General features: G+C 38.1%; 12 protein-coding genes. All 12 read right to left on the reverse strand.

Features of this window, described 5'->3' with window-relative positions; all coding sequences use genetic code 11:
• Positions 1-561: 561 nt before the first annotated feature.
• Positions 562-1,509: an NAD(P)H-dependent flavin oxidoreductase gene (locus J2Z40_RS14195; RefSeq protein WP_066393986.1), complete on the reverse strand. Its 948-nt coding sequence runs from the start codon at positions 1,507-1,509 to the stop codon at positions 562-564.
• Positions 1,510-1,532: 23 nt separating this feature from the next.
• A complete protein-coding gene (gene paaX / locus J2Z40_RS14200) occupies positions 1,533-2,408 on the reverse strand; it encodes a phenylacetic acid degradation operon negative regulatory protein PaaX (RefSeq protein WP_066393983.1) in 876 nt (291 codons plus the stop codon).
• Between the two features lie 150 nt (positions 2,409-2,558).
• Positions 2,559-3,761 (reverse strand): acetyl-CoA C-acyltransferase, encoded by a 1,203-nt coding sequence (locus J2Z40_RS14205; RefSeq protein ID WP_066399264.1) that lies wholly within the window; start codon positions 3,759-3,761, stop codon positions 2,559-2,561.
• Positions 3,761-4,621, reverse strand: a complete 861-nt coding sequence (locus J2Z40_RS14210) for a 3-hydroxyacyl-CoA dehydrogenase (protein ID WP_083953886.1) — start codon at positions 4,619-4,621, stop codon at positions 3,761-3,763. Before J2Z40_RS14210 ends, J2Z40_RS14205 begins: the two co-directional genes overlap by 1 nt.
• Before the next feature lie 117 nt (positions 4,622-4,738).
• On the reverse strand, positions 4,739-5,512 hold the full coding sequence (locus J2Z40_RS14215) for an enoyl-CoA hydratase-related protein (RefSeq protein WP_066393977.1): 774 nt from the start codon (positions 5,510-5,512) through the stop codon (positions 4,739-4,741).
• 18 nt (positions 5,513-5,530) lie between these two features.
• The gene (locus J2Z40_RS14220) at positions 5,531-6,310 is read right to left on the reverse strand and encodes an enoyl-CoA hydratase-related protein (RefSeq protein WP_066393975.1); all 780 of its coding nucleotides are present in this window, start codon (positions 6,308-6,310) and stop codon (positions 5,531-5,533) included.
• Positions 6,303-6,611, reverse strand: coding sequence for an EthD family reductase (locus tag J2Z40_RS14225; protein ID WP_057764717.1), 309 nt, complete (start codon positions 6,609-6,611; stop codon positions 6,303-6,305). Before J2Z40_RS14225 ends, J2Z40_RS14220 begins: the two co-directional genes overlap by 8 nt.
• Before the next feature lie 655 nt (positions 6,612-7,266).
• Positions 7,267-7,758: a 1,2-phenylacetyl-CoA epoxidase subunit PaaD gene (paaD, locus tag J2Z40_RS14230; protein WP_066393974.1), complete on the reverse strand. Its 492-nt coding sequence runs from the start codon at positions 7,756-7,758 to the stop codon at positions 7,267-7,269.
• Between the two features lie 21 nt (positions 7,759-7,779).
• A complete protein-coding gene (paaC, locus tag J2Z40_RS14235; RefSeq protein ID WP_066393971.1) occupies positions 7,780-8,574 on the reverse strand; it encodes a 1,2-phenylacetyl-CoA epoxidase subunit PaaC in 795 nt (264 codons plus the stop codon).
• Positions 8,567-8,923 carry a 1,2-phenylacetyl-CoA epoxidase subunit PaaB gene (gene paaB, locus J2Z40_RS14240; protein ID WP_066393969.1) on the reverse strand — a complete coding sequence of 119 codons (357 nt, stop codon included), beginning with the start codon at positions 8,921-8,923 and terminating at the stop codon, positions 8,567-8,569. The genes paaC and paaB overlap by 8 nt, the downstream gene beginning before the upstream one ends.
• Complete coding sequence (gene paaA / locus J2Z40_RS14245; protein ID WP_425351419.1) at positions 8,916-9,827, reverse strand: 1,2-phenylacetyl-CoA epoxidase subunit PaaA; 912 nt, start codon at positions 9,825-9,827, stop codon at positions 8,916-8,918. The genes paaB and paaA overlap by 8 nt, the downstream gene beginning before the upstream one ends.
• A gap of 308 nt (positions 9,828-10,135) precedes the next feature.
• The gene (locus J2Z40_RS14250) at positions 10,136-13,528 is read right to left on the reverse strand and encodes a hypothetical protein (RefSeq protein ID WP_066393966.1); all 3,393 of its coding nucleotides are present in this window, start codon (positions 13,526-13,528) and stop codon (positions 10,136-10,138) included.
• Between the last annotated feature and the right edge of the window lie 393 nt (positions 13,529-13,921).

Below are 13,921 nucleotides of genomic sequence, written 5' to 3' on the forward strand. Positions count from 1 at the left end.
AGTCAATAATATTCTAAAAATTTTATATATTTAGATTACTGTTTGTAATATATGATAATAAGAAGAAAAGCATACAGAAAAACTATTAAGTAGTTCAGTTTTTATGGAGAAGCAAATAAATTTATATCAATTATCAGGCTAAATTGTATAGTGATTTGAGTGACAATAATTGTTATCATCTTAAAATTAATCTTTTTTACTATTTTGATTAGATTGTAAGCAAAATTATCATATTAGGCGTTATTACTAGGACACAAGTTCCGCTATTTACAATAATGATTGTGTTTTCACCTTTTTATCGGACATACGTTCCGTTAGTTTCTAAAAGAGTATTCTTTTTACTAAATTATTAGCTAATAGCGGACCCAATGTCTGAACACTCTCCAAAATTGAATGATTTATGAAAATAACGGACTCAGTGTCCGCAAAAAATCAAACGCATGGATTTCATACTGAATCCATGCGTTTTGCCTGCTATTTCTATTGCTTTTTGCGCTATAATTTCGAATGATTTAATATTCCTTACAATACATGGCTGTTCGCTTTTTATGTTTTTGGTATTTAAATCTTTACACGAGCCTGTTGAAGCTGCTTCTTTGCATCATCTATTATTTTTTCCAATAATTCTTTAACAGTTGGAATATCACTAATTAATCCAGCAATTTGTCCACTATTCATAAAGCCCGCTTCTTCCCTGCCATCAATGGCACCCAATCGATGGAATTTCTCTGAGGTGAGTTCATTAAATTCATCAAGAGATATTCCTTTCGACTCATAGTTTAATAGTTTTTGAGCATATTCAGAATCTAGTACTCGACGAATTCTTCCTACTGATCGACCAACAATCAATGTGGCATGATCAGACGCTTCTACTATTTTCTGTTTGTAATGCTGATGAAAAGGCGCCTCCTTCGTTACGATAAATCTTGTCCCCATCTGAACACCACTTGCACCTAATGTCAGTATGGCTGCAAGTCCCTTCCCATCGCCAATTCCTCCTGCAGCAACAACGGGAATCTTGACTGCCTCAACAATTTGTGGAATTAAAACAAGCGTTGTTGTCTCAAGAGATGAATTAATTCCAGCAGCTTCATATCCTTCTGCAACAATCACGTCTGCCCCTGCTGCCTCTGCTTTTTTTGCTTGATGAACAGATGCACAAACAGTGATTACCTTTGTCCCTTGTTCATGGAACATAGGGATATAGGGAGCTGGATTCCCTGCTGAAAGAGAGACAATTGGAATTTGATATTTACGAACGAGTGAAAGAACTTCTTTCACATATGGAGAAACGGAAAGAGCAATATTAAGTGCAAATGGTTTCGTCGTTCGATTAATCGTTTCTTTAATAATCTCCTCTACTTCGTCTGGCGTCATCGTACCTGCACCAATTGTCCCTAGTCCTCCCGCTTCTGACACTGCTCCAGTTAAGATGGCGTTACTTATATTCCCCATCCCCCCTTGAATAATTGGATATTCAATCGCCAATATTTGAGTCAGTGCATTCATTTTGTCTCCCCCTTTCCTTCATTTTAATCAACAATATATGGATGGGTTAAGACATTGTAGTCTTCGTCTTTATTCGTCAGCTCATTCCCCTCTTGAAACACACTTTCAAAGAAGCGGGAAGCTGGTTCTGCTAACTCTTTGTAATAATCGCTAAATAAAGCAGCTGCATGACTCCCTAACCATTTTTCTGGGAGCAGTTCTTCTGGCAAACCTGGATCGACAAATAGAAATTTACGATATTCGTGAACAAGCTTTGTACGATCGACAAAGCAATCCGCATCCGTTTTATTTCCCTTTAGAATTTTGTTTTTATCAATAATATACTTTTGACTGTATTCAGAAATAAAATCTTGATATTTTGCATTAATTTCATCTAAATTCCAGCTTTTTTCAACTAATTGACTGTTTTCATGCGGACCAACATATTTTGAAATAAAGAAGTCAACATAGTCGCTTATTTCATACTTCTCTATTAAATCAAATACTTGTTTTTCAAGATCATTTGCAGAAATCCAGCAACTCGTTGACAGGGTCCCGAATCCACTCCAAACGAGTTCTTTTCTTAATTCATCTCTAATATTCCTAATTTCTTCAGGAATGTTATACATGAAAATCCGCCAATTTCCATCCCATTTTTCAGGCATTAATTTAAAAATCCGTTTCCCAGCTTCATCAATTCTTCTTTGACCGCGATCGGTTAACGAATAATAGCTTTTATTCCCAACCTTTTCAGACTGCACCCAGCCTTGCTTATTCATCCTTGAGATCGCCGCTCTAACTGACTGATCATTATGACCAAACTCACTTAATAGCTTAATAAGACTGCCTATCCAAATTTTACTTCCATAATGGGATATATAATCACCGTATAATGTAAATATCATCGATCTAGTATTCATGCTTGTTCAACCTCATTTCATGTATGAACTTGTTCGGGGAAAATTCGTTATACTCCTATTCTACTAGATCATTTTCTATTTTCAAAAAAGTTTTCTTATATAATAAAAAAACGGACTAACGGAACTGCGTTTCCCTATGTTTATAGCGAACTATACCCCTTCAACAATGGTCGATATCCCTTGCCCTACTCCTATACACATTGTTGCTAGCCCGTATTTTGCTTTTCTACGTTTCATTTCATATAAAAGAGTCGTTAAAATCCTTGCCCCACTTGCACCAAGCGGATGGCCAAATGCGATCGCTCCCCCATTCACATTTACTATTTTAGTATTAAGGTTTAGTAATTTTATACATGCTAAAGATTGTGAGGCGAAAGCTTCATTAAGCTCTATCACATCCAATTCATCGATTGTAAGCCCTGCTCTTTGCAATGCCTTCCTAGTAGAAAACACCGGTCCTACTCCCATAATTGACGGATTGACACCAGCAACTGCAGAGACAATATATTTGCCTAATGGCTTTAACCTCAGTTTTCTTGCCTTTTCAGCAGACATTATGAGCAATACAGATGCCCCATCATTTATACCTGATGCATTTCCAGCTGTTACCGTTCCATTTGGAAGAATGGGCTTCAGCTGTGAGAGCTTTTCAAGAGTCGTTTCAGGACGGGGATGTTCATCTGCTGCAATGATTACTTCCTTTCCTTTTCGATCTGTATATTGAACCGGAATAATCTCCTGCTCAAACAATCGATTTTCAATCGCCATTTTTGCCTTTTGTTGACTTTCAAAAGCAAAACTGTCCTGTTCTTCGCGTGAAACCATGTACTCCTTCGCCACATTTTCAGCCGTTTCTGGCATACTGTCTACCCCATACATACTCTTAAGCTGGTGATTAATAAAGCGCCAGCCAATGGTCGTATCATGTAACTCCATATTCCCTCTAGGAAACTCCACTTGAGGCTTTGCCATGACAAAAGGGGCACGAGACATACTCTCGATCCCACCTGCAATATAGACATCTCCTTCTCCTGCTAAAATCGCCCTTGCCGCATAATTAACTGCATCTAAGCCTGAACCACATAATCGGTTAACAGTCGTACCTGCGACCTCAACAGGAAGCCCAGCGAGGAGAGCTGACATACGTGCAATATTACGGTTATCCTCACCGGCTTGGTTCGCATTTCCTATGACGACTTCCTCGATATCCAATGGATCAAGTGCCGAATTTCGCTCAAGCAACGCCTTTATGACGATCGCACCTAAGTCATCTGGGCGGATATTTCTTAAATTTCCATTGTATCGGCCAAAAGGCGTTCGAACTGCATCAACAATGACAACTTCTTTTGCCATCATTCATCCCTCTTCTCCTTATAATCATATACTCCTCTGCCTGACTTCCGACCAAGTCTGCCGGCATTCACGTATTGTTCAAGGAGTGGAGCTGGACGAAATTTCTCACCTAATTTTTCATGGAGATACTTCAAATTATTTAATCGGGTATCAAGCCCAACAAGATCACCCAATTCAAATGGACCCATTGGATAATTTAGTCCTAACCTAATCGCCTTATCAATTTCTTCTGGTGTGCCAACACCTTCCTGTAACATATAGAAGGCTTCATTCCCGACGAGCGCACTAATCCGACTTGTAACGAAGCCAGGGAACTCATTGATCACAACTGTCTCTTTCCCCATTTTTTCTGCAGCCTGCCTTATGGAAATGACCGTAACCTCACTCGTCTCCAAACCTTTGACGATCTCCACGAGCGGCATTTTGTGAACAGGGTTAAAGAAGTGCATGGCAATCACTTTATCTGATCTCTTCGTGAAAGAACCGATTTCTGTTGGGCTCATCGTTGAAGTATTCGTTGCAAAAATACAGTGCTCTTTGGCATGCTGATCAATCACTTCAAAAATATTACGCTTAATTTCGATGACTTCAGGCACGGCTTCAATGACTAAATCTGCTTCCATCACATTTTTTGCTAGACTAATTGAGTAGGTAAGTCGTTTTTTCGCTTCCTCCATTTCCGCGAATGAAAGCTTGTTACGTGCAACCCCTTTTTCAAAAATTGCTTGAATCTCTTTCTCAGCTTGCTTTAATTGATTCTCATTAATGTCAATTAATGTCGTAATAAAACCACCAACCGCACTTACGTAGGCAATTTCTCTTCCCATTACACCCGAACCAATAACAACGATATTATTCAATCCATTTCACCCCTGTCAAATTAAATAGATACATGCTCGGTCGAACAAATTGCCTGAATAATATAGAATGAAATAAAGAGACGAGCACTCGATTTCAATGTGCTCGTTTCTTATCAATTATTTACCAATAAATACCGGTTTTCTTTTTTCAATAAAGGCTCGCACACCTTCTTTATGATCAATCGTCTGGCCAGCAATCCGCTGTGCCTGTGCATCATTTTCTAGACTGGCTTCTACGCTTACGTTCCAGCTTGCCTTTACATTTTTCTTAATTAGTGCTATGGCGGTCGTTGGCATTGCTGCCAGCTTTTCGGAAAATGCTGTTACCTCCTCATCCCATCGATCGAGCGGAACAACTTTTGTTGCAAGCCCTAATTCCTTTGCCGTTTGTGCAGATATCTTCTCTCCTAATATAGCTAATTCCAATGCTTTTGCATGACCGATTAACTTCGGTAAATAATAGAGATTGCCCGCATCAGGCACGAGACCGACATGAATGAAAGCCTCAATAAAACTTGCTTTCTCTGATAGAAGCCTAAAATCACATGCGAGCGCTAGACTCATCCCTGCGCCAGCTGCTACACCATTCACTGCCGCTACGATCGGCTTTTCACATTGGTGGATCTCCAAAACCATTGGATTGTAACGCTTCCTAAGGACTTCTCCGTGATCCATCTCATCAGTCACTCCGCCAAGATCTTCACCAGAACAGAAGGCGCGCCCTTCACCAGTAATAACTAGACAACGGACATCTGAATCTCTACTCGCCTTTCTGACAGCATGTTGAATCTCTTTATTTACTTGTTCAGTGAATGCATTTAATTTATCTGGTCTGTTAATGGCGATCCAAGCAACCTGATTTACCGTACGATATTTAATCGTTTCATACATCTGCTATGTACACCTCCTCTACATTCCTTTAAAGTTTGGCTTGCGTTTTTCCTGAAAAGCTATCATTCCCTCTTTTTGATCCTCGGTTGAGAACAAGAGAGAGAAGTTTTTTCGTTCAAATTGCATGCCTTCATCAATCGATACATCCACCGCTTTAAGGACAGATTCTTTAATGAATCGAATGGATAGAGGTGCCTGATTGGCTATTTCCTCTGCAAACTTAATGGTTTCCTCGAACAAAAGTTCCTTTGCAACTAGACGATTAATCATTCCATATTGGAGAGCTTCCATTGCAGTAATTCTTTTGCCTGTAAAAAGCCACTCCATCGCTTTTGTTTTACCAACAAGCTTTGTTAATCTTACCGTTCCACCAGCACCAGGCATTACACCTAGATTTACTTCTGGAAAGCCAAATTCTGCATTATCAGCAGCAAAAAGCAGATCACAACAAAGAGCAAGTTCAAATCCACCACCGAGTGCAAATCCTTGGACTGCACCAATAATCGGTTTCTTTATCATTGCTAGGCGGTCCCAATCTTTAAATTGATTGCGAAGCTCGAAGTCAATTGCTCCATCATTTGCCATCTCATCAATGTCAGCACCTGCTGCAAATGCCCGCCCCTTACCTGTTAGAACGATCACACGGATAGTGTCATCGACTTCGAATTCTTCCATTGCTGCGAGTATTTCCAAAACCATCTGCTGATTGATTGCATTTAACACATGCGGTCGATTTAAGGAAATATGTCCAAGCTTCCCATCAGTAGAAGCTTCAATAAATTCATAGCGATTACTCATTCACTTCTTCACCAATCATTAACGTAATGAGGTCCCCTGCAAATTTCATTGCATCCTTCCCAGAAGCTTTTCCTTCATCTGTTCGCATTGCAGTTTGTAATGCTTCATGGCTATCATAGAACATCTCGCACATGAGGTAATACTTGCCTTCACCTCCCATTGGACTGCCAACAATTCTAGTAACCTCCATTTTTCGCAGGCCAGGAATTTTGGCAGTCAGTGGACCATGTGTTTCAAAATAATGCTTATCAAAAGCCTCTTTATTTTCAGGATGCTTGTATAGTGCGATTAATTTAACCATTTGGACAACTTCCTCTCATTTTTTATTGGTTTGCTGAGAACTCGAAGTCATTACTCAGCTATCTCTTGTTTATTGAATAAAATATGATCAGCTATCTTAGGAAATCTAGTACTATTTTGAAGAAAAAAGTAGTTTATTCGGTTATTTAGCAATTTTTATGTTTTGCGAAACTCTTATTTTATTAGCAAAGCTCATTCTTTATTTGCGATTTCCGATTTTTATTTGCGAAGTTCATTCCTTATTTGCGATTTCTAAATTTTATTAGCGAAGCTCATTCTTTATTTGCAATTTTCGATTTTTATTTGCGAAGCTCATTCTTTATTTGCGATTTCCGATTTTTATTTGCGAAGTTCATTTTTTATTTGCGATTTCCGATTTTTATTTGCGAAGCTCATTTCTTATTTGCGATTTCCAATTTTTATTTGCGAAGCTCATTCTTTATTTGCGATTTCCGATTTTTATTTGCGAATTTCATTCTTTATTTGCGATTTCCGATTTTTATTTGCGAAATTCATTCTTTATTTGCGATTTCCGATTTTTATTTGCGAAGCTCATTCTTTATTTGCGATTTCCGAATTTTATTTGCGAAATTCATTCTTTATTTGCAATTTCCAAATTTCATTAGCAAATTTCATTCTATATTTGTAAATCCCCCTCACATTATCGTCGAGATCGGTTTCATTGCTTCAAAGGGATTTTTGCATGTTTTGCAATACAGAATGCTGCGGCAGGCTGTAGGCCCAAAGATATTATCTATTGTCGTATAGGTAGAGTGACAAAACGGACAATCTACATGCCATTCGCCTGTTTCAGCTATTCGCTCTGGCGGCGGGGCAATGCCGAATTCTTTTAATCTCAACCGACCTTCGTCAGAAACTCGATCAGACGTCCAAGGCGGATGGTAAACAAAATTTACATGAATTTCATGAAAATTATGGGATTCACGAATAGCCTTCTCCACATTGCTACGGATAATATCTAATGCTGGACAGCCCATAAATGTTGGTAAAAGTTCAATGAATACAGCATTCTCTCTCACTTCTACTTTTTCTACCATGCCCAACTCAACAATTGAAATGGAATCAATCTCGGGATCCTTCACTTGTTGAAGAGTACCCATTATTAGCTTTTCACTTTCTGGCAACATAAAAAGAATCAACCCTTTTCCCTACCAAATTGCAGCAGGATCCTCAAAATATACTTCACCTAGAATGGTTAATGCTCGATCCAAATCTGCTGTATGTTCTCCTGCTCTCCCATCTCCACTCTTCTTTCCAAAATCTACAGGCATTGTCAGATTGACAGAATCAAAGACAGGCTGCATATAAGCCTCCCATTTTTTCTTCAACATTTCCTCAGGCTCAATTAATTGATATCTAGCCATTTCTACTCCAAATGATCCTAATGATAAGACGCCATCAAAATCAGCAAAAGCTCGTGTTAACGCAGTTTCCATCCTATTTCTTGCTGTTTGATCTGCGTTCATCAATTGGACAAACCAGGTTCTCCAATGCATAAGATGATAATAGAGCTCGATATTCACCTTAAGTGCAACATTTGCCAGTGGCTCATAGGATGAATTTTTCAATGACTCCATCTTGATTTTCTTCGCCTGGATATAGAAATAATTTCTTACAACAGCAAATGCCCAATCATAGCGTGGCTTTGAGAGGTAATGGCCAGGTCCATTCACAAATTCTAGTAAAATCGCATTCTTTCTCTCTTTCGACGGACGAGCATGCGCAAGTTGATCGACATCCCCTTCACCAAGATCCGTTAGAAGCTGGTAAAACATCGCTGCATGCCCCATAGTATCCTGGCTAATTGAAGAAAAAGCTACATCCTCTTCAATATGAGGAGCAAGACCTAGCCATTCGGAGCCCCGATAAGCCAGGATAAAGTCATCATCGGCAAGCTGATACAGGAGTTCGATTAATGCTCGTTTACATGCTTCATCACCCATTTTCACCTTTTTTCTCCTCTCCCCATGACAGAATTTCCTTCTCATCTAGCATCCCTTGTTCATATTGCCGCCATTTCTTCTTTAAATACCCGTATCCCTTTGTGTTGCGATAATCTTTGTTATCTAGTCTTTTCAATGTTTGTCTTTCCTCAAGATTCATTTTGCGAATGTCCTCACGTTTCACAACCCAAATATCAGCTACTGGTTCTCTTCTCATAAAATTTTCCTGTGCCATGATTAGAGCGAGCTCACGATTTGGTGCCAGCATGGAAAATTGGTACTGGAGTGGAGAAGTATCAGTACGCTTGCTAAACACCTCATATTCTTGATAAAAGCCTTTACTACCCAATCGAGTCACTCCTCTCTAAAGCATCCCTCACCCACTGATTTTCTGTATACGTTGTCTGACGAAGCTCAAGTCGATCCTTTGATTTTGGGCCATTATTTTTTATAATATCTTTAAAACGATTCCAATCTGGCTGTTGATACACCCATTTCTGCTGCTTTTCATCATAGTGCATTGTTTCATCTGGTAGTGTAAGCCCCAGTGAGCGCACTCTTGGAATATATTTTGAAAAGAAATCCTGACGTAGCTGTTCATTCGTTTTTGTTCGTATCCTGTATTTAATGGTGATATCCTGCTTTGAGGTTCCAGTAGTAGATGCATCTTGAGGTCCGAAAAACATGAGAAGCGCCTCCCACCAGCGATTGATCGCATCTTGAACCATTTCTCTCTGCTCCTTCCTCCCCTCAGCTAATGCCATAATAATTGCTTCTCCATGCTGAGCATGAAACACTTCTTCAGCACAAATTCTTTTTAAGGCGCGTGCATAAGGTCCGTATGAGGCATTTAACATATTGGTTTGTGATATGATCGCGGCCCCATCGACAAGCCAGCCAATTAAACCCGCATCCCCCCATGTAGGCGCTTCCATATGAAAGACATTATGAAACTTTAACCGACCACTAAACAAATCTGCCATAATATCCTCTCGAGTTTTCCCAAGCGGCTTCATTAAATCTTCGGCAACACGCAGCAATAACTGTCCATGTCCCATTTCATCCTGCACCTTTGCCATAATCCCTAGCTTCCTCTTTAATGATGGCGCTTTTGGAACCCATTCCTTTTCAGGTAATGCACCCATGATCTCACTAATCCCATGCATAGAGATTAATTTAATTAATGTAAGTCGGTAATCATCAGGCATCCAATCATCTGCTTCGATTTTTTCCCCAGCTTCAATTCTTTTCATAAAATGCGCATATTTTTCATCATCTGTTAATTGATTAGAAAAAATGACATTTGACAAAGCCTTCACCTCCAAAAAAATACTCTTTAAAATTATTTTATTTCATATAACGTTTATTAGACGTTATATATATTAATTGTCATATATTTATTTAACACAAAGATACAGTGTTAACAGGGAAAAGTCAATAAGTTTTCAGAAAATTACATATTTTATTTTATGAATAAACCCTCACTTATTACACTCGCAAACTATTGTTTTTTATCAAAAAAACACCTACTAATTCAATCAAGAATCAGTAGGTGTTTTTGCTATTTCCACTCTTTTATTTTTTCAAGAATTTTTGTTTTCCATTCTGAGAATGCTGTTTTCTCTCCCTTTGCTATTTTCTGTTTATGCCATTCATTATAGCTGGCAACTCCGATAAGTATTGAGCCAACAATTAGTAAATAGGCCCACCATGGGAGGTTTCCCCAATAAGAACGCGTTTGTAAAAAGACATTCAGTAATAACACACCCGAGCCTACAAAGAAATACGATTTAATCTTTAAAAACATTCCTGCAAGCATAGAAATGAGGGATAATATTCCTAAGATAAACGCATCATAAATCGTCGAATTTGCCACTCCATCTACAATTAGAAATAAAGAGACAATAATTAATAATGCCCACTGCAATTGCTCTGTTATCCTTTGATATTTCCCTTTTAAACAGAAGCGCAGAAAGATAATAACTGCAAGCATTGGAAGGATGTTTAGCTCCACCTCAATGATTTCATGTGGAGTTATTTTTCCTAGTAATGTGTAATATGGCTCAAGTAAAACGAGTCCAGACAAAAAGGTTGGAATCCACTTATTATGAAGCTGTACCCTTTTTCTTTGCATAAATAACAGTGCACTGATTAGAATGCCAGGGAGAAGCTCCGTCCATATTGCATCTGTCTGTAATGGATACATTGTCAAAAAGAACAGAAAGGCAATAAATGTATAGCTATCGATATTTTTCAGTCGGTCTTCTCTCATAATTAATTTTTTGTTTAAATAGGAACCTAAAAATGAGAGTCCCACTCCAAAACAGCCAACAAGCATAAATTTATTTACAATGGCCCATTCACTAAATAACAAGAACCATATCGTACCCATCCATAATAAAACAAGCGGAAAACCGACGAGAAAATCCTTTTTAATTAAGTGGATGAAAATTATGATCCCTGCAGTGTAAACAATCATCATGCCAAAAGCAATCGGTTCAAATGGATAGGACACAATAAACGCGAACATTCCGATAAGTGAAAATGGAAGGAAGAAATAATTCGTTCTCGTCTTATCAACAGTATTTGCCATATACCAAAATAGGAAGATGAAGCCACTTGTAATTAAAAAGGCATAATCATTTTGCCATCCTGGAATTTGTCGCCACATTCCATTTAAAATGACGAAAAATAGGGACAAGAAAGCACTGTAAAGGAAAAGCTTTTTCTTCCATTCCTTTTGACACACTCTCGAACTAATCCAATAGGCTGCGAGTGCCGCAATAAAGCCCCAAAATGACTTATCTAAGAACAATATCCAAGTTAATAACAAAGAGAATGGCAAATTAATATGACCAATCCATGCAAACCCTTTTGCAAGCTGATGATCTTTTTTCATCAAAAGCCAAGATATACTTAATAAAAGAATGGCACCTAATGGCAATTGCAGCCATTTTAAGACGTCTAAATTAGATGCAGTTGAGTGGATTGCATTTAACATCGCATAATACGTAATCAACGCGACAATGGCTACAGGAAATGGAAGCCATTTGTAGTTTGAATAACGATAAAAAGCAATATACATCCCTACCCCAACTAATAAAACAAGCGGACGCATCCAAAATTCATTTAATGGTAGGACCATCGCTGCAAAGATAGCTATCGTATAAAAGCCCTGTGCGATATAAAAAAATTGTCTACCAAGATTAATCCCTTTCCATCTAAAGCCTATCAATAGAAGAACAGCACTTGCGAAGCAATAATTCATTGCTGCCCCTAGATTATGTTCATAAAACTGATAGCTGGTACGCATTTCCTCTCCAAAAAATACGAATGCAAAACCAATAGAAAGTGGGATGGTCCACGGGATTGTCCCCCGATAAAAGCTTCTTTCCTCATTACGAGCTAGAAGGAAAAGGGCGGTACTAAATAAGAGAAGTATCAAACCGACATCCAACCAAGCAAACTGAATGAAACAAAACAATATAGATAAGCACATGATGAAGATTCCTACATCACGAGAGCTCAATATCATTCCTTTGAAGAAGGAATGTTTCATCGTAATTCCAAAAGAAAGAGTTAACACAAAACCTATTAAGAAAACTGGTACACCTACATGATTAAAATGGAAAACCTTATCTAAAAGAAAAACAATTTCGTATAGAGCGGCTGCCATAAAGATTGGACTTAAATAAGCAAATAACTTTTTCCCCATCACATTAGTTAAATAAGTAAATTGCAGTGAAAGAATGAGATAAGCGAAGAAAAGAGTCACAGAGGGCTCACTCATTCTCAATAATATCCCTTCAACACTTATATAAATAAAAGCAAGACTTGAGATAATCGCACTAGTCATTCGAAAAACTTTATCCCAATAATCACTCTTATCCATTATCTTCGGAACAGCTAAGAAACCGGCACCTACAATCGCAAAAATCACTGGACCGATCGAGTCGAGAACAGAGTTTTCAACAAGCTGATACACACCATATACAACCATCAAACTAAAGACAAAATGAAACTCCTTCTTACCTGTCACGTAAACCATCGATAAATAAATAGCTGCTGTTAAAAGAATATTAAAGCTATAAAAAATATGATTATTAAAAAAGGCAAGCATCAATAAAGTAGATAAAATCAAATTAATTTGCGCAAAGGAAACAAGCTCATTTATAAATAGTTGGAGATGCTTTTTGTTTTTCAACCAATGATAGCAAATAGCAATAAGTGCATTGTAAATCATCATCCCTAAATAAAAGCCATCCATCTTAAGCTGCAAGGCAGCAAGTAAAAAGCCTATCCCTACGGATATAGCAATATAACTAAACCATACAAAAAGACGCGAATGGAGATTTTTAGCAAGTAATGCATAGATCGGAAATAAGATCACGCTGCTAATTAAACCAAGAATGTATCGGCCTTCACCAGTATAAGAAAAGTATGGACCGAGCAGTTCAAACCAGCCGACAGATAAAATAAAAATCGGAAGAAATAAGCTGCCTAGCACGATAAAGGCAAAAGATGTTCGTTCTATTTTCAATATTGCCCTAGAGATATAAGCCATTCCAAAAAATAGAAGTGAAACAAAGCTAATTGAAGCACTCTTCATCCAAACAGCCATCGTGTCCCAGTTACTTGTAGCAATAAAGAGTCCCCCAATAAGCAAGAAAATTACACCTAAATGAAGGAGCCATGAAATATTTCTCTCTCTCACTTCCTCAGCAGATAACTTCTTTTTCTCTGCTTTTTTTACTTGAGCGGGTTTTTGAACCTTTTGAACTGGTTTGACTTCTATTGTCGGTTCCATTTGCTTCGCTTCTTGATCCGCATGAAACTTATGATAAGCAATCATCGTCTTTTCATAATGTTCCGTAGAAATATACTCTTTCTCCTTCAGTGCATATAACTCATTACGAAAAATCCACTTTTTTTCCTCTTTTGAAAGCGACTCCATAAAGTCCCTCCTTAAGTAAACCAATTTTCGGCTATTGATTAGTGTAATTTTACACATTTTATCACATGTTTTCAATCCCCTATTTATCACAATATTAGCTTCCATGATGTTTAATTACTTGTCCACGAACAAAAGTGTAAGCGCCTTGATCAGCCTCAGGCATAGCACAAGACGAACCTCTCGAAAAGGTGTCCTTTACCTTTCTGGGAGGATTGGCTTGTGATCTCGAGGGGGTAGGCGCTGGAGCTGGACGCAGACAAACTTGCCGCTAAGTGATTCACACCATTCAAATTTATAATTTTGTATGAAAACACTTTTTGGCTAGAGGGCACTACTGAATAAGGCCCTTCATCTTCAATTTTTTTGAAGGACTACTAGTATAATATAGTATAG

The sequence above is a fragment of the Cytobacillus eiseniae genome, assembly GCF_017874625.1.
GTDB classification, from domain to species: Bacteria; Bacillota; Bacilli; order Bacillales; family Cytobacillaceae; genus Cytobacillus; species Cytobacillus eiseniae.